22 protein-coding genes are annotated in these 24,544 nt (G+C 67.1%); 11 read left to right on the top strand and 11 right to left on the bottom strand.

What is annotated here, in order from left to right:
- Window positions 1–100: 100 nt before the first annotated feature.
- Genes BN3385_RS08635 through BN3385_RS08625 form a run of 3 tightly spaced genes read right to left on the bottom strand, consistent with a single transcriptional unit; the run spans window position 101 to window position 2,927 of the window.
- Window positions 101–1,189, bottom strand: a complete 1,089-nt coding sequence (locus BN3385_RS08635; protein ID WP_059016125.1) for an adenosine deaminase — start codon at window positions 1,187–1,189, stop codon at window positions 101–103.
- A complete protein-coding gene (locus BN3385_RS08630; protein WP_197415181.1) occupies window positions 1,189–2,484 on the bottom strand; it encodes a thymidine phosphorylase in 1,296 nt (431 codons plus the stop codon). The genes BN3385_RS08635 and BN3385_RS08630 overlap by 1 nt, the downstream gene beginning before the upstream one ends.
- Window positions 2,485–2,513: 29 nt before the next feature.
- A complete protein-coding gene (locus BN3385_RS08625) occupies window positions 2,514–2,927 on the bottom strand; it encodes a cytidine deaminase (RefSeq protein ID WP_059016123.1) in 414 nt (137 codons plus the stop codon).
- A 147-nt stretch (window positions 2,928–3,074) separates the two neighbouring features.
- On the opposite strand from BN3385_RS08625, the gene sdhC reads away from it, so the two are divergent.
- The 5 genes from sdhC (at window position 3,075) to BN3385_RS08595 (ending at window position 9,352) form a co-directional block, all read left to right on the top strand.
- On the top strand, window positions 3,075–3,494 hold the full coding sequence (gene sdhC / locus BN3385_RS08620; protein ID WP_082690338.1) for a succinate dehydrogenase, cytochrome b556 subunit: 420 nt from the start codon (window positions 3,075–3,077) through the stop codon (window positions 3,492–3,494).
- Window positions 3,491–3,952 (top strand): succinate dehydrogenase hydrophobic membrane anchor subunit, encoded by a 462-nt coding sequence (locus BN3385_RS08615; protein ID WP_059016121.1) that lies wholly within the window; start codon window positions 3,491–3,493, stop codon window positions 3,950–3,952. The genes sdhC and BN3385_RS08615 overlap by 4 nt, the downstream gene beginning before the upstream one ends.
- Window positions 3,953–3,960: 8 nt before the next feature.
- Window positions 3,961–5,715 carry a succinate dehydrogenase flavoprotein subunit gene (sdhA, locus tag BN3385_RS08610; RefSeq protein ID WP_059016120.1) on the top strand — a complete coding sequence of 585 codons (1,755 nt, stop codon included), beginning with the start codon at window positions 3,961–3,963 and terminating at the stop codon, window positions 5,713–5,715.
- A 31-nt stretch (window positions 5,716–5,746) separates the two neighbouring features.
- Window positions 5,747–6,517, top strand: coding sequence for a succinate dehydrogenase iron-sulfur subunit (locus tag BN3385_RS08605; protein ID WP_059016119.1), 771 nt, complete (start codon window positions 5,747–5,749; stop codon window positions 6,515–6,517).
- Window positions 6,518–6,742: 225 nt separating this feature from the next.
- Window positions 6,743–9,352, top strand: coding sequence for a cellulase family glycosylhydrolase (locus tag BN3385_RS08595; protein WP_231748662.1), 2,610 nt, complete (start codon window positions 6,743–6,745; stop codon window positions 9,350–9,352).
- Here the strand turns inward: BN3385_RS08595 and fadD1 are convergent.
- From fadD1 to BN3385_RS08560, 7 genes are read right to left on the bottom strand one after another with little or no spacing between them, the layout of a single operon-like run.
- Window positions 9,349–10,926: a fatty-acid--CoA ligase FadD1 gene (gene fadD1 / locus BN3385_RS08590; RefSeq protein WP_059016116.1), complete on the bottom strand. Its 1,578-nt coding sequence runs from the start codon at window positions 10,924–10,926 to the stop codon at window positions 9,349–9,351. The genes BN3385_RS08595 and fadD1 overlap by 4 nt on opposite strands.
- The gene (locus BN3385_RS08585) at window positions 10,923–11,333 is read right to left on the bottom strand and encodes a Zn-ribbon domain-containing OB-fold protein (protein ID WP_059016115.1); all 411 of its coding nucleotides are present in this window, start codon (window positions 11,331–11,333) and stop codon (window positions 10,923–10,925) included. The genes fadD1 and BN3385_RS08585 overlap by 4 nt, the downstream gene beginning before the upstream one ends.
- Window positions 11,333–12,532 (bottom strand): thiolase family protein, encoded by a 1,200-nt coding sequence (locus BN3385_RS08580; RefSeq protein ID WP_059016114.1) that lies wholly within the window; start codon window positions 12,530–12,532, stop codon window positions 11,333–11,335. The genes BN3385_RS08585 and BN3385_RS08580 overlap by 1 nt, the downstream gene beginning before the upstream one ends.
- Window positions 12,532–12,969 carry a MaoC/PaaZ C-terminal domain-containing protein gene (locus BN3385_RS08575; RefSeq protein ID WP_059016113.1) on the bottom strand — a complete coding sequence of 146 codons (438 nt, stop codon included), beginning with the start codon at window positions 12,967–12,969 and terminating at the stop codon, window positions 12,532–12,534. The genes BN3385_RS08580 and BN3385_RS08575 overlap by 1 nt, the downstream gene beginning before the upstream one ends.
- Window positions 12,966–13,466, bottom strand: coding sequence for a MaoC family dehydratase (locus BN3385_RS08570; protein ID WP_059016112.1), 501 nt, complete (start codon window positions 13,464–13,466; stop codon window positions 12,966–12,968). The genes BN3385_RS08575 and BN3385_RS08570 overlap by 4 nt, the downstream gene beginning before the upstream one ends.
- Window positions 13,463–14,569 carry an acyl-CoA dehydrogenase family protein gene (locus tag BN3385_RS08565; RefSeq protein ID WP_059016111.1) on the bottom strand — a complete coding sequence of 369 codons (1,107 nt, stop codon included), beginning with the start codon at window positions 14,567–14,569 and terminating at the stop codon, window positions 13,463–13,465. Before BN3385_RS08565 ends, BN3385_RS08570 begins: the two co-directional genes overlap by 4 nt.
- Before the next feature lies 1 nt (window position 14,570).
- Entirely contained in the window at window positions 14,571–15,749 is a 1,179-nt protein-coding gene (locus BN3385_RS08560; RefSeq protein ID WP_059016110.1) for an acyl-CoA dehydrogenase family protein, read from the bottom strand.
- A gap of 92 nt (window positions 15,750–15,841) precedes the next feature.
- Here BN3385_RS08560 and BN3385_RS08555 point away from each other — a divergent pair, with 92 nt between their 5' ends.
- Complete coding sequence (locus tag BN3385_RS08555) at window positions 15,842–16,435, top strand: carboxymuconolactone decarboxylase family protein (protein WP_059016504.1); 594 nt, start codon at window positions 15,842–15,844, stop codon at window positions 16,433–16,435.
- Window positions 16,436–16,579: 144 nt separating this feature from the next.
- Complete coding sequence (locus BN3385_RS08550) at window positions 16,580–18,322, top strand: APC family permease (protein WP_059016109.1); 1,743 nt, start codon at window positions 16,580–16,582, stop codon at window positions 18,320–18,322.
- Between the two features lie 87 nt (window positions 18,323–18,409).
- Here BN3385_RS08550 and BN3385_RS08545 read toward each other — a convergent pair whose 3' ends face one another.
- Window positions 18,410–19,879: a gamma-aminobutyraldehyde dehydrogenase gene (locus tag BN3385_RS08545; RefSeq protein ID WP_197415178.1), complete on the bottom strand. Its 1,470-nt coding sequence runs from the start codon at window positions 19,877–19,879 to the stop codon at window positions 18,410–18,412.
- A 155-nt stretch (window positions 19,880–20,034) separates the two neighbouring features.
- On the opposite strand from BN3385_RS08545, the gene BN3385_RS08540 reads away from it, so the two are divergent.
- The 4 genes from BN3385_RS08540 (at window position 20,035) to BN3385_RS08525 (ending at window position 24,242) form a co-directional block, all read left to right on the top strand.
- Window positions 20,035–20,550 carry an Lrp/AsnC family transcriptional regulator gene (locus BN3385_RS08540; protein ID WP_059016503.1) on the top strand — a complete coding sequence of 172 codons (516 nt, stop codon included), beginning with the start codon at window positions 20,035–20,037 and terminating at the stop codon, window positions 20,548–20,550.
- A complete protein-coding gene (locus BN3385_RS08535) occupies window positions 20,547–21,926 on the top strand; it encodes an aspartate aminotransferase family protein (protein WP_059016107.1) in 1,380 nt (459 codons plus the stop codon). Before BN3385_RS08540 ends, BN3385_RS08535 begins: the two co-directional genes overlap by 4 nt.
- A complete protein-coding gene (locus BN3385_RS08530; RefSeq protein ID WP_059016106.1) occupies window positions 21,923–22,921 on the top strand; it encodes an SMP-30/gluconolactonase/LRE family protein in 999 nt (332 codons plus the stop codon). The genes BN3385_RS08535 and BN3385_RS08530 overlap by 4 nt, the downstream gene beginning before the upstream one ends.
- A gap of 76 nt (window positions 22,922–22,997) precedes the next feature.
- On the top strand, window positions 22,998–24,242 hold the full coding sequence (locus BN3385_RS08525) for a D-alanyl-D-alanine carboxypeptidase family protein (protein WP_059016105.1): 1,245 nt from the start codon (window positions 22,998–23,000) through the stop codon (window positions 24,240–24,242).
- Window positions 24,243–24,544 lie beyond the last annotated feature (302 nt).

Here is a 24,544-nt window from a genome sequence, read left to right as displayed (position 1 = left end):
AAAGGTACCTGGACTAGTAGCCAACAACGGAATCGCCGCAGCTCAGAGAGTATAACGAAAGGTGCTCAATTGTTCCGTGGCGACGGAGCGACGGGCTCCCTCAGCCGATCAGCACCGCATAGCGGGGCTTGATCACCTCGTCGATGATCGCCAGCCGTTCGTCGAAGTGCAGGAAGGCCGACTTCATCGCATTGATGGTGAACCGCTCCAGGTCACTCCAGCCGTAGCCGAATGCCTCGACCAGGCGGAACATCTCCTGGCTCATCGTGGTGTCGCTCATCAACCGGTTGTCGGTGTTGACCGTGACCCGGAACCGCAATCGGGCGAGCAGGTCGAAGGGGTGGTTGGCAATGCTGTCCACGGCGCCGGTCTGCACGTTCGAACTCGGGCACATCTCCAGCGGGATCCGCTTGTCGCGCAGGATCGCCGCCAGCCTGCCGAGTACCGCGGTGCCGTCGGGCAGCACCTCGATGTCATCGACGATGCGCACGCCATGGCCCAGCCGGTCGGCACCACAGAACGCCAGCGCCTCCTGGATCGAGGGCAGGCCGAAGGCCTCGCCGGCGTGGATGGTGAAGCGCGCATTGTTGGTGCGCATGTATTCGAACGCGTCCAGGTGCCGGGTGGGTGGGTAGCCGGCCTCGGCGCCGGCGATGTCGAAGCCCACCACTCCCCTGTCACGGAACCGGATGGCCAGTTCGGCGATCTCTCGTGACCGCGCCGCGTGCCGCATCGCGGTGACCAGGCAGCGCACCACGATCGGGTGTCCATCGGCCGCGGCGGCCTTCTCCCCGTCGGCGAACCCGGCCAGCACCGCGTCGACCACCTCGTCCAGGGACAGGCCGCCGTCGATGTGCAGTTCGGGGGCGAAACGCACCTCGGCGTAGACGACGTTGTCGGCGGCCAAATCCTCGACGCATTCGAAGGCCACCCGGTGCAGCGCCGCCGGGGTCTGCATGACCGCGACCGTGTGGGCGAACGGCTCGAGGTAGCGGACCAGCGATCCGCTGTGGGCGGCGGTGCGGAAGAAGGTGGCCAGTGACGCCTCGTCGGTGGCGGGCAGACCGTCGTAGCCGACCTGCCCGGCGATATCGAGCACGGTCGATGGCCGCAGCCCGCCATCGAGGTGGTCGTGCAGCAGCGCCTTGGGTGCCTGCCTGATCATGTCCAGCGTCAGTGGTGTGGTCATCAGACGATCCGATCGATGATGAGGGGGCGAAGGAGTGGCGGGGTGTCGGTGACGCTCCAGCCGCCGTCGAGCTCGGCCATCGCACCCGGGATGCGGTCAGGAGTGTCGGTGTAGAGCGTGAACAGCGGCTCACCGGCGGCGACGGGCTCGCCGGGCCGGCGGTGCATGCGAATACCGGCGCCGAACTGCACGCGTTCGCCCTGGCTGGCCCGGCCCGCGCCGAGCCGCCACACTGCTAGCCCCACCGCCATGGCGTCGATATCCCCCATTGTGCCGCCCGTGGGCGCCGTCACGGTCTCGGAATGGGCTCCGATCGGCAGCGGTGCCGACGGGTCACCGCCCTGCGCACTCACCAAGGCCCGGAACCGGTCCATCGCGGTGCCATCGCGCAGGGTCTGCGCCGGGTCGCATCCGTCGATCCCGGCCAGCTCCAGCATCTCGGCGGCCAGCCGGACCGTCAGCTCCACCACATCAGCCGGACCGCCGCCGGCGAGCACCTCCAGCGACTCGGCGACCTCCAGGGCGTTGCCGACGGTGTTTCCCAGCGGAACGTTCATATCGGTCAGCAGCGCCCGGGTCGGCACCCCGTGCGCCCGGCCCAGTTCAACCATGGTGGCCGCGAGCTCGCGGGACTCGGCTTCGGTCTTGAGGAACGCCCCGCGGCCGACCTTCACATCGAGAACCAGTGAGTCAGCGCCTTCGGCGAGCTTCTTACTCATCACCGAACTGGCGATCAGCGGCAGTGACTCGGTGGTCGCGGTCACGTCGCGCAGCGCGTAGATCTTGCGGTCGGCCGGCGCCAGCTCGCCGGCGGCGAAGATCGCCGCACCGATCTCGGACAGTTGTTGGCGGACTTGGGCATTGGTGAGCTCAGCGGTGAATCCCGGAATCGACTCGAGCTTGTCCAGGGTGCCCCCGGTATGCCCGAGCCCCCGGCCGGCCGCCTGCGGCACCGCGGCTCCACAGGCCGCGATCACCGGCACCAGGGGGATGGTGATTTTGTCGCCGACGCCGCCGGTGGAGTGCTTGTCCACGGTCGGCAATGGCTTTCCGTCGCGGCGCAAATCGCGGAAATCCAGGCGCACTCCGGAGGCGATCATCGCCGAGGTCCAGCGGGCGATCTCGGCGCGATCCATCCCTCGCAGGAAGATCGCCATCAGCAGAGCCGACATCTGTTCGTCAGCCACCCGCCCGTGGGTGTAGCCGTCGATCACCCAGTCGATGGCGGCGTCGGAGAGCCGACCGCCGTCCCGCTTGGTCCGGATGACCGTCGGAGCGTCGAAGAGACGCGACATCGGGCTGCGTGCGTCGAATGTGAACTGGGTCACGGCTTTTCCCGCCGGACACGCTCGAGATCGTCAGGACCGAAGGCCTCGGGCAGTAGATCGCCCAGCCGCCGGGGCCCCTCGCGGTGATCGACGAGCAATTCCGGCCCGCCGTGCTCGAGAAGAAGCTGCCGGCACCGGCCGCAGGGCATCAGTGCGACCCCGGTCGCATCGACCACCGCGACGGCCACCAACCGCCCTCCACCACCGGAAATCAGGGCACAGACCACCGCACACTCGGCACAGAGACCTACGCCATATGAGACATTCTCCACATTGCAGCCCACCACCACCCGGCCATCGTCGACCAGGGCGGCAGCCCCGACCGGGAACTGCGAATAGGGTGCGTAGGCCTGCCGAGATACAGCAATTGCTTTCTGCTGCAATGCTTTCCAGTCAATAGCGGTCGTCATGTTCGCCTCGTCACCACCGTTTCTGAATGCATTCCGAGCTGCTCATCGCAGCCGGTCCCGGAGGACTTCAGTCACCACAACGTAATTCTTCGGACCCTATGAACGGAGTTAGAGTCCAATAGTGACAGGCCCAGCGTTGGAGGCGTGATGAGTACCGCGTCAACAGTGCCTGCCCCACGCGAGAACACCGCGCGGCGGCGGCGCACCCTCTACCGTGGCGACCCCGGTATGTGGTCGTGGGTGTTGCACCGGATCACCGGTGCCACCATCTTCTTCTTCCTCTTCGTCCATGTCCTGGACACCGCGCTCGTGCGGGTCAGTCCGCAGGCGTACAACGAGGTCGTCGAGACCTACAAGACGCCGATCATCGGGCTGATGGAGATCGGCCTGGTGGCCGCCCTCCTCTACCACGCGCTCAACGGCGTCCGGCTCATCCTCATCGACTTCTGGTGGAAGGGTCCGCGCTACCAGCGCCAGATGTTGTGGGGCGTCGCAGCGGTCTGGCTGCTGGTGATGGTGCCCTCGCTGGTGATCATCGGCATGCACATGGCGGAGCGGTTCCTGTGAGCGCGCCGGAGAACCGGCTCGGCCCGCCGGCACCGATCCTCGAGCGCAGCCTCGACCGGCCCGCCAGCCTGGACAACCCGCGCGCTCCGCGCCGACGCGGCGGGATGCCCAACTTCGAGAAGTACGCCTGGCTGTTCATGCGCTTCTCCGGGGTGGTGCTGATCTTCCTGGCACTCGGACACTTGTTCATCGGCCTGATGTGGGACGGCGGGGTGTACCGCATCGACTTCAACTACGTCGCGCAGCGCTGGGCCTCGCCGTTCTGGCAGACCTGGGACCTGCTGCTGCTGTGGCTGGCGCAGCTGCACGGCGGCAACGGGATGCGCACGATCATCTCCGACTACGCACGCAAGGACTCCACCCGGTTCTGGCTGAACTCGGCGCTGGTGGTCTCGATGCTCATCGTTCTGGTGGTGGGCACCTACGTGCTGCTGACCTTCGACCCGAACATCACCTAGGGGCGTTCATGATCACTGAACATCGCTATGACGTCGTCATCGTCGGTGCCGGTGGCGCCGGAATGCGCGCTGCCGTCGAGGCCGGACCGCGGGTGCGTACCGCGGTGCTGACCAAGCTGTACCCGACCCGCAGCCACACCGGCGCGGCCCAGGGCGGCATGTGCGCCGCGCTGGCCAACGTCGAAGAGGACAACTGGGAGTGGCACACCTTCGACACCGTCAAGGGCGGCGACTATCTCGCCGACCAGGACGCCGTCGAGATCATGTGCAAAGAAGCCATCGACGCGGTGCTGGACCTCGAGAAGATGGGGATGCCGTTCAACCGGACCCCGGAGGGCCGGATCGATCAGCGCCGGTTCGGCGGGCACACCCGCGATCACGGTAAGGCCCCGGTCCGCCGGGCCTGCTACGCCGCCGACCGCACCGGCCACATGATTCTGCAGACGCTGTACCAAAACTGCGTCAAGCACGACGTGGAGTTCTTCAACGAGTACTACGCCCTGGACATCGCGCTGACCGAGACCCCCAGCGGCCCGGTCGCCACCGGTGTCATCGCCTACGAACTGGCCACCGGCGACATCCACATCTTCCACGCCAAGGCCATCGTGTTCGCCACCGGCGGTTCGGGCCGGATGTACAAGACCACCTCCAATGCCCACACCCTGACCGGTGACGGACTGGGCATCGTGTTCCGCAAGGGACTTCCGTTGGAGGACATGGAGTTCCACCAGTTCCACCCGACGGGTCTGGCCGGGCTGGGCATCCTGATCTCCGAGGCGGTGCGCGGCGAGGGCGGCCGGCTGCTCAACGGCGAGGGCGAGCGGTTCATGGAGCGCTACGCCCCGACCATCGTCGACCTGGCGCCGCGCGACATCGTCGCCCGCTCGATGGTGCTCGAGGTGCTCGAGGGCCGCGGCGCCGGACCACACAAGGACTACGTCTACATCGACGTCCGCCACCTCGGCGAGGATGTCCTCGAGGCCAAACTGCCCGACATCACCGAGTTCGCCCGCACCTATCTGGGTGTGGACCCGGTCAAGGAACTGGTGCCGGTCTACCCCACCTGCCACTACGTGATGGGCGGCATCCCCACCACCGTCACCGGACAGGTGTTGCGCGACAACACCACCACGGTGCCCGGCCTGTACGCCGCAGGCGAGTGCGCGTGTGTGTCGGTGCACGGCGCGAACCGGTTGGGTACCAACTCGCTGCTGGACATCAACGTGTTCGGCCGCCGCGCCGGTATCGCTGCCGCGAACTACGCGCTGAGCCACGAATTCGTAGACCTGCCGTCCAATCCGGCGGGCATGGTGGTCGACTGGGTGGGCAACATCCTCTCCGAGCACGGCAACGAGCGGGTCGCCGACATCCGCAGTGAACTGCAGCAGTCCATGGACAACAACGCCGCGGTGTTCCGCACCGAGGAAACGCTCAAGCAGGCGCTCACCGACATTCATGCGCTCAAGGAGCGGTACGGCCGAATCACGGTGCACGACAAGGGCAAGCGCTACAACAGCGACCTGCTGGAGGCCATCGAGCTGGGCTTCCTGCTGGAGCTGGCCGAGGTGACCGTGGTGGGTGCGCTCAACCGCAAGGAGTCCCGCGGCGGACATGCCCGCGAGGACTACCCCAACCGCGACGACACGAACTACATGCGGCACACCATGGCCTACAAGGAAGGCACGGATCTGCTGTCCGACATCCGGCTGGACTACAAGCCGGTGGTGCAGACCCGTTACGAGCCGATGGAGCGGAAGTACTGACGATGAGCGCTTGCGCGAAGAGCGAGGACCGATGACCATCGCACCGGACGTCAAAGAGCCTGCCCTGCCGCCGATTCCGGACGGCGCGGTGATGGTCACGCTGAAGATCGCCCGTTTCAATCCCGAGGACCCAGACAGCGCCGGCTTCCAGAGCTTCCGGGTGCCCTGCCTGCCCAGTGACCGGCTGCTCAACCTGCTGATCTACGTCAAGAGCTACCTGGACGGCACGCTGACCTTCCGCCGCTCATGTGCCCACGGGGTGTGCGGCTCGGATGCGATGCGGATCAACGGGGTCAACCGGCTGGCCTGCAAGGTGCTGATGCGCGATCTGCTGCCCAAGAAGGACAAGCCGCTCACCATCACCATCGAGCCGATCCGCGGGCTTCCCGTGGAGAAGGACCTCGTGGTGAACATGGAGCCGTTCTTCGACGCCTACCGCTCGGTCAAGCCGTACCTGATGACATCGGGCAACGCGCCGACCCGCGAGCGCATCCAGAGCCCGACCGACCGGGCCCGCTACGACGACACCACCAAGTGCATCCTGTGTGCCTGCTGCACCACGAGTTGCCCGGTGTTCTGGAATGAGGGGTCCTACTTCGGCCCCGCCGCCATCGTCAACGCGCACCGGTTCATCTTCGACAGCCGCGACGAGGGTGCCGCCGAGCGGCTGGAAATCCTCAACGATGTAGACGGGGTGTGGCGCTGCCGCACCACCTTCAACTGCACCGACGCCTGCCCGCGCGGTATCGAGGTGACCAAGGCGATCCAGGAGGTCAAGCGCGCGCTGATGTTCGCGCGCTGACCCCCGGCAAACCCCGCCGACTGTGCGATGTCGTCCGCGACTCGCCGTCGGCGGCGTATCGGTCTGCACACTCAGCGGACACTCCGGTGATAACTGGGGCTTGCATGTGACGTGCCTCACGCGCAGAATGTGGGTTTGCTCCGACCCGGAGGATTACTCATGTTGCCGGCCGATCCAACAGGTAGAAGCCTGCGCTGTGGCCTTTGCGCAGTTCGCCTCGGCGGGGTGGCGGTTGCCCTGGGCACCTGCCTAGCGCTCAGCACCCCCACCACCGCATTTGCCGACTCAACGGATTCAGGCTCCTCGTCGACCAGTGTGGGTCACTCCAAGCGTGCCGCCGGCACCGCGACAGCGGCGCGCAGCCGCTCAGCTGGCAAGTCGGTAGCGACCGTTCGGGTGCCGATTGTGCGCCCGAGCGCCACCGTTTCCTCGAGCTCTGCCCGGGTCCGCGCCAGTGTCGCCGACGACGGATCTCTGGTCATCGAGCAGACGACGGTGACGACGGCGACAGCAGCCCCGCGAACGCCACAACCCGCGACCGCCGCTGCGGTGGCCACCACCGCGTCGGCGTCCGCCACCGTCGCGGCCCGGACGATGAACCCGATCGAGTCGGTGATCTCCGGCGTGCTGAGCGTGTTCGGGTTCAATCCGGATACTGACCCCGACCTGTCGTTCGGGATGGCCGTGCTGGCCTGGGTGCGCCGGGAATTCGAGCACACGCTGTTCAACAGAGCACCCACCGTCAGCTACGACCAGACCACCAACAGCCTCACCTCCGGTGGCGCGATCACCGGCAACGTCGGGGCCGGCGATCCCGAAGGTGACCCGCTGACCTACCGGATCGACAAGCAGGCCGCATCGGGCATTGTCACCATCGACGCCGACGGCACCTTTGTCTACACGCCCAACGCACCGATGCAGCCGGGCCAGACCGACCGGTTCGTGGTCGCCGTCGCCGACACCGGGCTGCATCTGCACGGCATCGACTCGCTGCTCTCGCCGCAGACCGCGGGCACCACCACCGCCACCATCACCGTCGCCGCGATCGACGCCAACCGGCCGCAGCTGAGCATCAGCGACGCGGCGGTCACCGAAACCAACAGCGGCAGAACACCGCTCACCTTCACGGTCACGCTGTCGAAAGTCAGCACCGGAACCGTGACAGTCGCCTACTCAACGGTGGCCGGCACTGCGACAGCTGGAGTGGACTTCACCGCGGCCACCGGCACCCTCACTTTCGCCGCGGGCGAGACCACCAAGGTGATCTCTGTCGCGGCGGTTGGCGACACGGTTGTGGAACCCGACGAGACGTTCACCGTGACACTGTCGAATGCCGCGGGTGCGGGGATCGCCGACGCAACCGCCACGGGCACGATCCGCAATGACGACACCGCCACCCAGAACCCCGGGCTGAGCATCTCCGACGCCTCGGCCACCGAACCGGGCGGCAGTGCGGTCGGCGCCGGGTACTGGCATACCGACGGCAACCAGATCCTTGATGCCGCAGGCAATCCGGTGGAGATCGCCGGCGTCAACTGGTTCGGCTTCGAAAGTGATGTCGGCACACCGCACGGGCTGTGGACACGCAGCTACAAGGACATGATGGACCAGATGGTCGCGTTGGGGTTCAACACGATTCGGCTGCCCTACTCGCAAGATGTGCTGCACGGCCAAATGCCCAGCAGCATCAACTACGCCGCCAATCCGGACCTGCAGGGCTTGTCGTCGATCCAGGTGATGGACAAGATCATCGCCTACGCCGACGAGGTGGGGCTCAAGGTCATCCTCGACCATCACCGCAACACCGCCGGGGTCGGCACCACCGAGAACGGGCTCTGGTACAACGGCACCTATAGCGAGACCGACTGGGTCAACGACTGGGTGACACTGGCCCAGCGCTACGCGGGCAACCCGACCGTCATCGGGGTCGACCTACACAATGAGCCCTACAACGGCACCTGGGGTGGCGGCGGCACCAACGACTGGGCACGCGCCGCGGAGCGGGCCGGCAACGCGGTGCTGGCGGTCAACCCGAACCTGCTGATCATCGTCGAGGGCGTCGGCACCTACAACAACCAGAACTATTGGTGGGGCGGCAATCTGATGGGTGTCAAGGACCGGCCCATCTCACTCAATGTCGCCAACCGGGTGGTGTACTCGCCGCACGACTACCCGAACTCGGTTTACGCGCAGACCTGGTTCTCCGGTGACAACTTCGGAGCCGCACTGCCCGGTGTCTTCGAGAACGCCTGGGGCTACATCTATGAGGACGACATCGCCCCGATCTACCTCGGTGAGTTCGGCACCAAGCTGACCGATCCGAAGGACATCATCTGGTACGAGGCCATCACCTCCTACCTGTCCGGCGACTTCGACAACAACGGGACGATCGACATTGCGGCCGGCGATGAGGGCATCAGCTGGACCTACTGGTCCTGGAATCCGAATTCCGGTGACACCGGCGGCATCCTGGCCGACGACTGGCGCACGGTCAATCAGAACAAGGTGACCTACCTGAAGCCGATCATGTTCGACCTGGGTGACGCGGCGGGCACCTCGGTAGCCCAGTTCACCGTGACCCTGGCCGCACCGTCGAGCCAGACGGTCACCGTGCAGTACGCCACCGTCGGCCAAACGGCCACGCAGGGAAGCGATTACGTCGGCGCGTCCGGCACCGTGACGTTCCAGCCCGGGGAGACCAGTAAGACCGTCACGATCGTGATCCTCGGCGACTCTCTGGCGGAGAACAGCGAGACGTTCACCGTGGTGCTCTCCAGCCCGACCAACGCGACACTGGCGGATGCCACCGGCGTCGGCACCATCGTGAACGCCTAGCCAGCCACCTGGTAGCTCGTCGAGCGGCCCACCCGCTCCCACAGCACACCGGCACCGGCGGTCACCCCGGCCGCGCTCAGTTCCCGCTTGAGGATCTTGTTGGTCGCGGTGTGCGGCAGGTCGTCATTGATGCGGACGTAGCGCGGCCACGCCTTCGGCGACAGGTCGGGCTGGGCCGTCAGGAACGTTTCGAAGTCCGTGGGCGTCAACGACTCTCCCTGCCGCAGCACGATGGCAGCCATCACCTGGTCCCCCACCGCCGCGTCGGGCACCGCGTAGACCGCCACCTGGTTGATCTGCGGGATGCGCTGCAGCACCCGCTCAATCGGCGCGGCTGCCAGGTTCTCGCCGTCGACCCGCATCCAGTCCGCGGTCCGGCCGGCCAGGTAGATCCAGCCGTCCGCGTCGCGGTAAGCCAGGTCCCCGGTCCAGTACATCCCGTGCCGCAGTCGCTCGGAGGTGGCATCGGGGTCGTTGTAGTAACCGGTGAACGGGCCGGCACCGTCGGTGTTGACCAGTTCCCCGACGGCCTCGTCGAAGTTCAACAGGTTGCCGTGGTCGTCGAACTCGGCAGTGGCGCACTCGGTGACGGTCTCGGGGTCATAGATCGCCACCCCCGGCCAGCCCTTGCCGATCGAGCCCGGCGGGGTGCCGTCTTCGCGGACGACGACCACGGCGAACTCGCTGGACCCGAAGCCGTCGATGATGCGGCAGTCGAACCGCCGGGAGAACTCGGCGATGTCGCGGTCGGTGGCCTCGTTGCCGTACATGACCCGCAGCGGATTGTCGGCGTCATCGGGTTGTTCGGGGGTGGCCAGGACAAGCGCCAGGGGCTTGCCGACGTAGTTCATGAAGGTCGCACCGTAGTGGCGGAGGTCGGACAGTAGTCGGGACACCGAGAACTTCACCGGCACCATGGCCGCCTTGCCCGCGATGGCCACCGACCAGCCCGCAGCCACCCCGTTGGAGTGGAACAGCGGCATCGACAGGTAGCAGACGTCGGCGGCGGTGATGTCGAGCTGAGCGGACAGGCTCAGGCCGCACATCACGCTCATCCCGTGGGCGAAGGGAACAGCTTTCGGATTGCCGCTGGTGCCGGAGGTGAAGATCATCATGAACGGGTCGGTACCCACCACCTCCCGGTGCGGCACCAGCGGTCCGGCGGTGCTGACCGCCTCCGTGTAAGCGGGGCTGTCCACGTGCAGGACGGTGATACCGGACAGATCCAGGCCGTCGAGCAGGGCGGCGTGGTCGGAGTCGACCAGCAGCAGTTGGCAATCCGCGCGGCGGATGTCGGAGACCAGCCCCTCACCGCGGCGGGTGGTGTTGATTCCGCACAGCACGTAGCCGCCCAGCGCGGCGGCCGCCATCGCGCGGGTGTAGGCCGGTGAATTCGTCAGCAGCGCACCGACATGCAGCGGGCGGTCGGGGTCGGCCATCGCGATCAGGGCCGCGGCTTCAGCGGCCGCCTCGGCGAGGTGCTCGCGCCAGGTCCAGGTGCGATCCGCTGACATCACCGCGATGCCGTCGTCGTCCAGCCGTTCGCGCAGCAGACCCTGCACAGTGTCGATCATGACGCCGGCCGGTAACGCAGCAGGGTCATCCCGGACGCCGCGTCGTCACAGAACACCGGCTCCAGCCGCGTCCCGATCTCGATGTCGTCGGGGTCGACGTCCACCAGCTCGGTGGAGAAGCGCGGCCCCACATCCCATTGCACCACTGCCAGCAGTTGCGGCAGCGCCTCGGCCCATGGCGGCCCGGTCGGACGCCGCGCAATCGTGTAGGTGTACAGCGTTGCCGCCCCGTCGATCTCACGCCATTCCAAGTCATCGGCCAGGGTTCCGGGCGCCAGGGTGCGCGGATAGAAGACGTACTGCCCGGCCGACGGTGAATACTGCACCAGGATGCGGTGCTCGGCAAGCGCGTCCCAGAACGGCTGGGACACCGGTGTGGGTTCGGGCATCGGGATCGCCTCGGCCATCAGTCGCCTCCCAGCACCAGCGCCACCTGTTCGCTCATGATGCCGCCCGTTCCGGCGACGAACGCGACGTCGGCGTCGGGCACCTGGGCGGCGGCCGACCGGCCCATCAGCTGACGGGCCGCGTCGACCACATGGTGCATGCCGCCCGACATCCCGGCCTGACCGTAGGACAGCTGGCCGCCCGCGGTGTTGAGCGGGAAGTCACCGCGGAACGTCAAGTCCCGCTGCGTGATCCACCTCATTCCCTCACCCTTCGGGCAGAACCCGGCGTCCTCCAGTGTCATCAGGACGGTGATCGTGTAGCAGTCGTAGATCGAGGCGATGTCGACGTCGACCGGGGTCACCCCGGCCATGGCGAAGGCGCGGGCCGCGGACTTCGCGATCGGGGTGAGCATCGGATCGGCGGCGTAGGTCATCGTCTTGAACGAGATGTGTTCGCCGAAACCCTTGATCCACACCGGACGGTGGCGGGCGCGGCGCGCCAGGTCCGCGTTGGCCACCAGCACACCGGTACCGCCGTGCACGGGCATGACGGTCTCGAGCATGTGGATCGGGTCGGCGATCATCGGACTGCCCAGGACGTCGGCCTCGGTGAGCGGCTGCCCGTGGAACACTGCGCCGGGGTGGGCGCAGGCGTTGGTGCGCTGATCGACGGCGATCTTGGCCAGCGCGCTCGGGTCGTAGCCGTACTGGGCGGCGTAGCGTTGCGCGATCTGTGCGAACGGTGCGTTCTGGCCGAGGTTGCCGTACGGGATCTCGTACTCGGCCTGCGGCGACCCGTAGTTATTACTGGACGCCCCAAACCAATTCGGGACCGCTGCCGGTCGGCGCGCAGACCGCGGGAGCGCCCGCGACCCGGGCACCACCGCCAGCACGGCGTCACACAGACCGAGTTCGACGGCCACCGCCGCTCGCCACACCATCGCGGCCGAGGTGGCGCCGCCGAGGTCCACCCGTTCACCGAAGTCGATCGGCAGGCCCAGATACTCCGACAGGGTCGCCGGGACAAACATGTCGGATTCGGCGACGCCGTGCGAGATCAGCCCGTTGACCACACTCGCGTCCAGTCCCGCGTCGTCGAGCACCATCTTGGCGAGCGCGGCGTACTGGTCGAGGGTGAACTGTTCGGGTCGGGTCGGCTTGCGTTCGGCGGGTAGTTCGGCGATCCCGACGATCGCTGCTTCCCCGGCCAGCCGCATCAGGAACCACCGCCCCGACGCGGTAGTTCCACGGTGGCGGTGCCGGGCATCAGGACGTCGGCGTCGCGACGGCCGGCGATGTCGAGATCGACCAGACCGCGGCCGTTCTCGACCCGTTTGCCGGTGACGGTGCCGCCGAAGGTCAGCGGCTGCCCGGGGAAGGCCACCCCCCGGTTCTGCACGGAGTAGTCGACCAGCCGGCCCGCCCCGCCGATCCAGTCGGTGACCGCGCGCGCCAGTAGTGCCGCCTGCAGCGGACCCTGAACCAGGACGGTGTCATAGCCCTCGACATCGCGTGCCCAGTCCTTGTCGTAGTGAATCCGGTGACCGTTGTAGGTGGCAGCCGAGAAGAAGAACATCTGCGTTTCGTCGACGGTGACCGTCAGCGGGGTCAGGGTGTCGCCTGGTTCGACGTCGTCGTAGAACAGCTGGGTCATGGTCTCGCGATCATCGACGTGGTGGCCTCGGCCACGAGGTCACGGTCTTGGTTGTGGTAGACGGTGTGCCACGTCACCAGGACGAACCGTCCTGAGCGGCCATCCTTTTCGGTGATCGATTCGATGGTGCGCACCATCGCGATCTCGTCGCCGTGATAGGCGGGCTGATGGAAGGTGAAGCTTTCGCCGCCGGCCATCCGTCGCGGTGCCTTCGGGAAGGCCAGGCTGCCCGATACCGCGCCGGAGGAGCCGTCGGGCCGCAGCCCGGACAGTGGGGTTACGCCGAGGATGGCGTATTGCAGATACAGCGGTGGACAGATCACATCGCGGTACCCGTTGGCGCGGGCGTACTCCGGGTCGAACCACAGCGGGTTGACGTCGCCGACGGCGACCGCCCAGCGCTGCCAGTCCCGCCGGATCACCGCACCGCTGGCGGTCGCGGCCACGCTGCCCACCCGTGCGGCGGTGTCGGCATCGATCAGGCTGTCGCCGGTCACAGGCCGTCCTTGCGGCGCAGCCGCTGGGCGAGCGCGGCACCGCTCGCCTGGTCATCATCGAGCCAGGTCGCGGCAACGTCGGCGCCCCCACCCAGGGTCGAGAACACCCGGGCCCGCTCCGACCAGAGGTACAGATCGGTTTCCACCACGTATCCCATGCCGCCGTGCAACTGATGGGCGTCCAGCGTCGCCCACTTGGCGGCAGGCGCGGATTGCATTCGCGCAACGGCTGTTTCGCGGATCGCCGGCCGGCCACGGCTGAGCGCGAACACGGCGGCCTGCGCGGCCAGGCGCGCAGTGCTCAGCGCGATGTGCATGTCGGCGATGAGATGCTGGGCGGCCTGGAACGAGGCGATCGGACGGCCGAACTGGTGGCGCATCGTGGTGTAGTCGACGGTGCGGTCGAGCACGGCCTCCCCCACCCCAACCAGATCGAGCGAGAGCAGCGCGATGGCAATGTTGGCCGTGCGGCGCAGCTCATCGCGATCCAGTGGCTCGCCGCCGGCGAGCACGTCGTCGGGAACCACGTCGTCGAATCGCACGCAGGACGCGTGGTGATCGCCCATGAGCTGCAACGGCCGCTGGGTGACGCCGGGTGAGTCCAACCCGCAGACGAAGCCGATGGTCTGGCCGGTGGCGTCCATCCCGGACACCACGATCAGCTCGGCATCCTGGGCGTCGGAGACGAAATCGGCTGTGCCGGTGAGCCGCCAGCCACCCTCGCGGGTGCGGTCGGCGCGCAGCGCCGCGGTGGCGTCGGCCGCGTCGTAGGCATTCCACAGGGCGGTGGTCGCCGAGATTGCGCCCGAGGAGAGGTCGGGCAGCCAGCGTTTGCCGGACTGCTCACCGCCGAGCAGGTGGATCGCCTGCGCGGCGAACACCGTGCTGTACACCGGCGACGGGCACAGCGCCCGGCCCGCCTCCCTGGCGAAGACGCCCAGATCGGCAAGCGTGCCACCCGATCCGCCGCACTCCTCGGGAATGCCCAGCCCGAGGATGCCCGCGGTGGCCAAAGCCTGCATCGCATCGTCGCGATGAGCGGCCAGCAGCCCGCGCAGCATCGCGGCGAGATCACGTTCGTCCTGTCCAGCAACAAGTTTCATGTCAGCGTCCGTAGGAGGGCATGCCATGGCCGCGTTGGGCGATCACATCGCGCAGCACTTCGTTGGTTCCGCCGCCGAACCGCATCAGGGGGGCGAAGCGGTAGAGCTTCTCGAACCGGCCGCCGGCCGGTGCTTCCGGACTACGGTGTGCCAGCAGACCTTCGGCACCCAGCAGGTCCATGCCCAGATCGGCGATACGCTGGCGCAGCTCACTGCTGAACACCTTCTCGACACTGACCTCCACAGTGGGGATCACGCCGTCGGCCAGCATCGAGGAGGCTTCGTATCCCATCAGCACGGCCACGTCGACGTCGGCTTCAGCCTGGGTGAGCCGGCGTCGCACCGCCGGGTTGTCGATCGGCACCGAGCCGTCGCGGCGCGGCATCCTGGCCAGTACCTGCAGCTCGTCGAGGGCACGGCGCAGATCACCGGCGTTGGTGAGCGCGCCACGCTCGAGGTCGAGTGCCCCGGTGATGTAGGACCAGCCGCGGTTCTCCTCACCGATGAGGTTGGTGATGGGCACCCGCACGTCGTCGAAGAACACCTCGTTGGTGCGGTAGCCGGACCAGGCGATCAGCGGGCGGATCCGCACGCCGGGGCTGTCCACCGGCACCGCGATGACGGAGATGCCGCGATGCCGCTGGGCGTTCGGGTCGGTGCGCACGCACAGCCATTCGTGGGTGGAGCGCTGCGCCCCGCTGTTCCAGATCTTGGATCCGTTGATCACCCACTCATCACCGTCGCGCACTGCCCGAGTACGCAACGAGGCCAGGTCGGTGCCGGCGTCAGGCTCGGAATAGCCCAGCGCGCAGGTCATTTCGCCGCGCGCGATCAGCGGCAGGAACTCTTTCTTGTTCTGTTCGGTGCCGTACCGCATGATCATCGGCGCAATCGAGGTGACGGTGAGGTCGGGTCCCGGCACACCCCAGTACTCGAACTCCGACATCAGCAGATGCAGGTGCACCGCACCCAGACCCAGGCCGCCGTACTCCGCCGGCCAGTTCAGGCCGAACCAGCCTTTGGCGCCGAGTTTGCGCCGGAACGCGGCGACCTCACCGCCGGGGTGTTCCAGGTTGTGCTCGGCGATCTCGGCGCGCAGGGCGTCAGTGACGTTGGCCCGCAGGAATTCACGCACCTCGCCCAACCAGGCCTGCTGATCGGCGTCGAGGTCGAAATCCACAATGGGCACCCTAACTGATTAGTTAGTCCGTCAACCCAATATTGGGTTCGATCGCCGTGTCACATTTCCCGGTCCACCGGGGTCTTGAGGGTATGACTACGACAACACGACTCGAACCGCTCTCCCCTGCCAAAGCCTCCCCGTTGATCCGGCTGATGTACCGGTGGGCCCGGCGCCGCTTCGGCGAGGTGCCCGAACCGCTGGCGGTCTACGCCCACCATCCGCGACTTGTGGTGGCCAACTCGGTCCACGAGGGTCTGCTACAGCGCGGGTCCACGGTCCTGCCCGCCTCGGTGCGCGAACTGGCGGTGTTCTGGACCGCCCGCACCGTCGGCTGTTCGTGGTGTGTGGACTTCGGCGCCATGCTGATGCGCCTGGAGGGCCTGGACGTCGAACGCCTCACGCATATCGATGACTACGCCACCTCCCCGCTCTACACCGACGACGAGCGCGCCGCGATCGGCTACGCCGACGCGATGACCACCGACCCGCACACCGTCACCGACGACCAGGTGGACGATCTGCGGCGCCGCTTCGGGGCGGCCGGCCTGGTCGAGCTGACCTACCAGATCGGGGTGGAGAACATGCGGGCGCGGATGAACGCCGCACTGGGGATCACCGAGCAGGGCTTCGGGTCCGGGGAGTCATGCCGGGTTCCGTGGGCGGATGGCGGGAAGACCGTCTGATCCGTCAAAAGTCCCCCCTTTAAACCACGGATTTCGCGGTCGTGTAACCGCTAGGAAAACAATTCCGCACATTCCGCGCGCATCTGCCACTGAAACCGTACTCTCGTCTAGTTCCACTGACGCGGCGTTTAAGCAGGAGATGCCATGAGCAAAGGCGAGCTCGCGCTCGACCCCGGTGCGGCCGGGAATTCCAACGCAGTAGAAAGCAAGGGCCTCAAGGGCGGCGCGCTCGGACTGTTGTCCAGCATCGTCGTCGGAATGGCGTCGACCGCCCCGGCCTACTCCCTGGCCGCGACACTCGGCCTCGTCGTCGCCAGCGGCGGCGCACTGCTGGCCGGCGTCAAGGCCCCGGCCATCGTGCTTCTGGCGTTCATCCCGATGTACATGATCGCCGTGGCCTATCAGGAACTGAACAAGGCCGAACCGGATTGCGGCACCACCTTTACCTGGGCCTCCCGCGCCTTCGGTCCGCTGGTCGGCTGGATGGGCGGCTGGGGCATCATCGCTGCCGACGTCATCGTGATGGCGAACCTGGCGCAGATCGCCGGCTCGTATTCGTTCACCTTCGTCGGCGGTCTGGGCTGGACGTCGGTGGCCGACCTGGCCAGCAGCACACTGTGGTCCACGGTCGCGGGTGTCATCTGGATCGTCGTCATGACCTACATCTGCTACCGCGGTATCGAGGTCTCGGCGCGGTTGCAGTACGCCCTGCTCGGCATCGAGATGGTCGTACTCGTCGCGTTCTCGGCTGTCGCTCTGTTCAAGGTCTACACCCGGCAGGCCGAGACGTACTCGCTCATGCCGTCACTGTCCTGGTTCTGGCCCGCCGGCCTGGACTTCACCACCGTGATCGCCCCGGCACTGCTCACCGCACTGTTCATCTATTGGGGCTGGGACACCGCGGTGGCGTGCAACGAGGAGTCCGACGACCCGGGCACCACGCCGGGCCGGGCCGCGGTGATCTCGACCTTCCTGCTGCTGGCCACCTACGCACTGGTGGCGGTGGCGGCCATCGCCTTCGCCGGCGTGGGTAAGGAAGGCATCGGCCTGGGCAATGAGGAGAACGCCGCCGACGTGTTCGCCGCGATCGGCCCGGATCTGTTCGGCGACAGCCTGTTAGGCAAGTTCGCCCTGTTGCTGTTGGCGGCGTCCATCCTGACCTCGGCATCGGCATCCACGCAGACGACGATCCTGCCCACCGCGCGTACCACGCTGTCCATGGGCGTCTACCGCGCGCTGCCGACATCGTTCGCCAAGATTCACCGCACCTACCTGACCCCCACGACCTCCACGATCGCTATGGGTCTGGTGTCCATCCTGTTCTACGTGCTGTTCACGCTCGTCAGCCCGAACCTGCTGTCGGCGCTGATCGGCTCGGTGGGCCTGATGATCGCGTTCTACTACGGCCTGACCGGCTTCGCGTGCGTGTGGTTCTACCGAAAGGACCTCACCAAGAATCTGCGCGATTTCGTCATGCGCGGGGTCGTGCCCCTGCTGGGCGGTCTCGCCCTGCTGGTGATCTTCATCTACGGCCTGATCCAGTACGCCAAGCCGGACTGGCTGGTCGACGATGACGGCAACAACGTGACGATCTTCGGGTTCGGCGCGGTGGCCGTCGTCGGTATCGGGGCACTGGTGCTCGGCGTGATCCTGATGGTCGTCTGGTGGCTGATGTCGCCGGACTTCTTCCTGGGCCGCACGCTGTCCCGGCGCTCCAGTGCCGATCTGGTCCTCACCCCGGCCACCGCGGTGGAGCCGACACTCGGCCTGCCGGACTCCGGTGACATGCCGACGGTGATCGCGCCGGACCTGTCGAACCTGCCGCCGGGTGAGACGGCCGTCAACCCCGAGACCGGTGAGGAGTTCACCAAGGGGCCGCAGGCCTAGTTCCTTCCGGCGCCGAGCGTCACACCAGAGTGACAACCGCCGCCGAGCGTCACCCTCGGGTGACGTTCGGCGGCGGTTTTCGTGCGCTCAGCGCAACGTGAAGATGGTTCGGTGCCAATCCTTTTGGGCCACACCGGTGATATCGCTCATCACGTGCTTGATGGTGAGGTACTCCTCGAAGGAGTAGTCACTCATGTCCTTGCCGAAGCCCGAGGCGCCGACGCCGCCGTGCGGCATCTCGCTGATGATCGGGATGTGGTCGTTGATCCACACACAGCCGGCGTTGATCTCGCGCGAGGCACGCTGGGCGCGGTAGACGTCGCGGGTCCAGGCCGAGGCGGCCAGCCCGTACTCGGTGTCGTTGGCCTGCCGCAGCGCGTCGTCGTCGCCGTCGTGCGGCCGGGCCACCAGGACGGGGCCGAAGATCTCGTTGCGGTAGACCTCGCTGTCCTCGGTGACGTCGGCGATCAGCGTCGGCAGATAGAAGGAGCCGGGCAGATCGGGCACCTGGCCACCGGCCACCACCCGGCCACCTTCGGCCGGGGCATTGGCCACCATGGTGGCAACCCGGTCGCGGTGCATGCGCGAGATCAGCGGGCCCATGTCGGTGTCAGGGTCCTGCGGGTCGCCGACGACCATCTTGCTCATCAGCTCCGCCACGCCCGCCACGAAGTCGTCGTAGAGGTTGCGCGCGACGATCGCCCGGGTGGCCGCCGTGCAGTCCTGACCGGAGTTGATCAGCGCGCCCGCCACCGCACCGTTGATTGCGGCGTCCAGGTCGGCGTCCTCGAACACCACGAACGGCGCCTTGCCGCCGAGTTCGAGCTGGGTGCGGTGGCCATGCACGGCCGCCGCGGCCATCACCCGCCTGCCGACGGCAGTGGACCCGGTGAAGGTGACGACGTCGACATCCTTGTGGCCGGCCAGCGCGGTGCCGACATCCGGCCCGGCGCCGGTGACGACGTTGAAGACACCGTCGGGCAGGCCGGCCTCGGTGGCCAGCCGGGCCAGGGTCAGCGTGGTCAACGGAGTGAGCTCGGCGGGCTTGATCACCACCGAGCAGCCGGCGGCCAGCGCGGGCAGCACCTTCCAGACCGCCATCTGCAGCGGGTAGTTCCACGGCGTGATCGTGGCGACCACACCGACGGCCTCCCGACGGATCGAGGAGGTGTGGTCCCCGGAGTACTCCGCGGTGGCCTTGCCTTCGAGGTGGCGGGCGGCGCCGGCGAAGAAGGAGATGTTGTCGATCGAGCCCGGAACGTCGAACTCGGTGGCCAGCCGGACGGGCTTGCCGGTTTGAGACACCTCCTCAGCGGCGATCTCTTCGGCATGGGCTTCGGCGAGTTCGGCCAGCTTGGCCAATACCGAGGAGCGCTCCACCGGGGTGGCGTTCTTCCAGCCGGGCAGCGCGGCCCGCGCCGAGGCCACCGCGGCATCGACGTCGGCCGCCGTCGCCAGGGCCAGTTCGGCCACGGTGTCGCCATTGGCAGGATTGATGACCTGATGGGTGGTTCCGCTGGTAACAACGGCGGCGCCATCGATCCAGCTACTGGGCACAATTCTGGTCTTGTCAGAGGTCCGTGCAGTCACACGGCAACGGTAACCGACCGAGTGAGGCTGTGCTACGCATTCCCGCACTCAAGGTGGGTACTGACGACCAATTTCATCGATCCCGTTGCCTAAAACAACGGATTCCGTGCACAATCATGGGCATGCGTGACTCGGGTGTACCGACCAACCGGTTTCCCGTCCGCACCGTCGGGTCGGGTGCGGCAGCGTCGGCCCAACTCGACGAGATGTCCAAGGCCATCATCGAAAAGTTGCAGCAGGACGGGCGGCGATCCTACGCCGGTATCGGCAAGGCCGTCGGTTTGTCCGAAGCAGCGGTGCGACAGCGCGTGCAGCGTCTGATCGACTCCGGGGTGATGCAGATCGTCGCGGTCACCGATCCGATGCAACTCGGATTCGCCCGGCAGGCGATGATCGGCATCCGCTGCACCGGCGACACCACCAAGGTCGCCGACAAGCTGGCCCAGATTGATGCCGTGGACTACGTCGTGCTCACCGCGGGCACCTTCGATGCGATTGTCGAAGTGGTGTGCGAGGACGACGCCGAGCTGCTCGAGCTGCTCAACACAGAAATCCGCGCGGTACCCGGCGTGACCTCCACGGAGACGCTGGTCTACCTGAAACTGGTTAAACAACAATACAATTGGGGTACCCGATGACAGCATTGAGCGAAGACGTGACGGCGGAACTGTCCGCCAAGGCGGACCGACATCTGTGGGGTCACTTCGCCCGCCATGGCCACGGCATCACGCCGCCGATCATCACGCGAGGCGAAGGCTGCTACATCTACGACAGCCACGGCAAGCGCTACTTCGACGGCCTGTCGGGCCTGTTCGTGGTGCAGGCCGGCCACGGCCGCAAGGAACTCGCCGAGGCGGCCGCCAAGCAGGCCGAGACCCTCGAGTTCTTCCCGCTGTGGTCCTATGCCACGCCGCCGGCCATCGAACTGGCCGACCGGCTGGCCAACTACGCCCCCGGTGATCTGAACCGGGTGTTCTTCACCACCGGTGGTGGTGAGGCCGTCGAGAGCGCCTGGAAGCTGGCCAAGCAGTACTTCAAGCTCACCGGCAAGCCCGGCAAGTACAAGGTGATCTCCCGGGCCATCGCCTACCACGGCACTCCGCAGGGCGCGCTGGCCATCACCGGCCTGCCCGACTTCAAGAAGCCGTTCGAGCCGCTGACCCCCGGTGGGTTCCGGGTGCCGAATACCAACTTCTACCGCGCACCTGCGCCGTACGACACCGACATCAAGGCCTGGGGTCAGTACTGCGCCGACCGCATCGCCGAGGCCATCGAGTTCGAAGGCCCCGAGACCGTCGCGGCCGTCTTCCTCGAGCCGGTGCAGAACGCCGGTGGCTGCTTCCCGCCGCCGCCCGGATACTTCGAGCGGGTCCGCGAGATCTGCGACGAGTACGACGTGCTGCTGGTCTCCGACGAGGTCATCTGTGCCTTCGGCCGGATCGGCTCGATGTTCGCCTGTGAGGACATCGGCTACCAGCCGGACATGATCACCTGCGCCAAGGGCATGACGTCGGGCTACTCCCCGATCGGCGCGATGATCGCCAGCGACAAGCTGTTCGAGCCGTTCAACGACGGCAAGACCACCTTCGGGCACGGCTACACCTTCGGCGGGCACCCGGTGTCCTCGGCGGTGGCGCTGGCCAACCTCGACATCTTCGAGCGTGAGGGCATCAACGACCACGTGAAGACCAACGCACCGGTCTTCCGGGCCACCCTCGAGCAGCTGCTCGAGCTGCCCATCGTCGGCGACGTCCGCGGTGAGGGCTTCTTCTACGGCATCGAGCTGGTGAAGGACAAGAACACCAAGGAGACGTTCAACGAGGACGAGAGCGAGCGGCTGCTGCGTGGCTTCCTGTCAGCGGCGCTGTTCGAGGCCGGCTTGTACTGCCGCGCCGACGACCGTGGCGACCCAGTCGTGCAGCTGGCCCCGCCGCTGATCTCGGGTCCCAAGGAGTTCAACGAGATCTACGAGATCCTGCACCGCGTGCTCGGCGAGGCCAGCCGGCTGCTGTGAGCACCGCCGGCAAGCCCGCGATCGATCCGGTTCGGTGGCAGCCGCCACCTGTGACGCCGCTGCCCGAGTTCGGGCCGGCCGACCTGACGATCGTCGGGCTGCCCGGTGATCAACCCGAGGACATCGTCGTCGACGCGGACGGCGCGCTGTGGACCGGTCTGGTCGACGGCCGCGTCGTCCGCATCGACCCCGATGGCGGGACGACGACGGTCGGAACGACGATGGGCCGGCCGCTGGGGATGACGGTGGCCCGCGACGGCCGGCTGCTGATCTGCACCAGCCCGGGTGGACTGGTCGCGATGGATCGCCACACCGGCGACATCCAGGTACTGGCCGACTCGGTGGGCGGAAGAAAGCTGAACTTCTGCTCCAACGTCACCGAATTGCCGGACGGCTCCATCTATTTCACCGAGTCGACGGCGAAGTTCACCTTCGAGTACTTCAAGGGCGCGATCTTCGAGTCCCGCGGCGACGGCGGCCTGTTCCGGCTCGACCCGGACGGAACGGTCAGCACGGTGCTCGACCACCTGTACTTCGCCAACGGCGTGACGCCGACGGTGGACTCCTCTGCCTTGGTGTTCGCCGAGACCCAGGCCCGGCGGCTGTCGAAGTACTGGCTGAGCGGACCGAAGGCGGGCACCGTCACTCCGCTGGCGACGAATCTGCCCGGGATGCCCGACAACCTGTCGACGGGTGCCGACGGGCGGATCTGGTGTGCGATGGTCTCGGCGCGCAATGCGGCCGCGGACTTCCTGTCCCCGCGTTCGCCGAAACTGCGGACGCTGTTGTGGAAGCTGCCCGACGGGCTGCAGCCGCAGATCGTGCCGACGGTGTGGGCGGTGGCGTTCGACCCCGACACCGGGGCTGCTGTCGCGGGGGTGCATATGAAGCACCCGAGCTTCGGTCTGGTCACCGGGCTGGTGGAACGCGAGGGTCGATTGTGGCTGGCCACGATCGGTCATCCGGCGGTCGCGCACTGCGCGCTGCCAAGCTAACAATTGCATCAATAACCACACCAGTCACAGCGCGGCTCCCGGGTTTCGGTGGCGCAATCCCCTACTCTGCGAGTCGATGGCGACCACGAGAATCCTGCTGCGCAGCGCTGCCGCGCTGGCTGCGGCCGTCTGCGTCGTCGGCACGCCCGCGATCGCGTGGGCCGAGCCGAACGCGGCACCGGACCCCAACACCTGCCCGTACAAGGTGACGACCCCGCCTGCCGTCGACTCCTCCGAGGTGCCCGAGGCCGGTGACCCGCCGCTGCCGCTGCCGGTGCCGGCCAAGCCGGTCGGCGGTGACGCCCTGGCGAGCTGCGGGGTGATCGTCGCCCCGAACACCCCGCCGGTGCCGGGCGATGTCTCGGCCGAGTCGTGGTTGGTGGCCGACCTGGACACCGGCGAGATCATCGCCGCCCGCGATCCGCATGCCCGTCATCGCCCGGCCAGCATCATCAAGGTGCTCACCGCCATGCAGGCGATCAACGAGCTGCCGCTGAACAAGATGGTCGAGGGCACCCAGGACGATGCCAACGCCGAGGGCACCCGGGTGGGTGTCGACGTCGGCGGCCGCTACACCGTCAACGATCTGCTGCATGGCCTGCTGATGCACTCAGGCAATGACGCCGCACACGCGCTGGCCGCCCAGATCGGCGGAATGGACACCGCGCTGCAGAAGATCAACGTGCTGGCCCGCAAGCTCGGCGGTGCCGACACCCGGGCGGCCACCCCGTCGGGTCTGGACGGGCCGGGCATGAGCACGTCGGCCTACGACATCGGGTTGTTCTACCGATATGCCTGGGAGAACCCGACTTTCGCGTCCATCGTCGCCACCCAGAAGTACCCGTTCCCTGGGCATCGGGCCAAGCCCGGCGAGGATGCCGACCATCCGGGCTATGAGCTGGAGAACGACAACCAGCTGCTCTACAACTATCCCGGTGCGCTTGGCGGCAAGACCGGCTACACCGATGACGCGGGGCAGACCTTCGTCGGTGCCGCCGAGCGCGACGGCCGCCGTCTGGTGGCGGTGCTGCTACGCGGCACCCGTCAGCCGATCGCGCCGTGGGAGCAGGCTGCGCGTCTGCTGGACTACGGGTTCGCCACCCCGCCGGGGACGACGGTCGGCAACCTGGTGGATCCGGATCCGTCGCTGAAGCCGCCGAAGCCTGATGAGGATGCGGTCAAAGCGACTGCAGCGCCGCTGATTCCGGCCGCCGACGCGATGCCGGTGCGCATCGGCGTTGCGGTGGTCGGCACGGTGATCGTGTTCTTGCTGATCATGGGTGCGCGCTCGATCAATCGGAAGCCGGTACGGGGGCGGTAGTCGGCTGGGGCGCGGCGCATTTCGCGGGTGGCGCTGTCGGTGCCCACCTTCGAGCGACTCCGCGGATATCGACCACCCGGCACTCGAAAGCGCGAGATTATACCCGATCAAGCCTCGCAGATCAGTTCGAGCTCGTGGCGACGGCCTGAAGTCAAGCCGACCGCGGAACCTCCGGCTTCGAAGCCCTGGCGGGCATCGAGCAGGGCGATGCCTCTGCACGTTGCACCCGGATGGGGTGTTCACATTCTGAACAGGCAGGCGCGCTCGCACTCCGACACGCGTCGAGCCCATGGCGGGATTTC

Source organism: Mycobacterium sp. M26 (genome assembly GCF_001494595.1).
In the GTDB taxonomy this organism is placed as follows: domain Bacteria; phylum Actinomycetota; class Actinomycetes; order Mycobacteriales; family Mycobacteriaceae; genus Mycobacterium.
The sequence above is the reverse complement of the archived record's forward strand: the minus strand, read 5'-3'. Positions and strand labels throughout refer to the sequence as shown.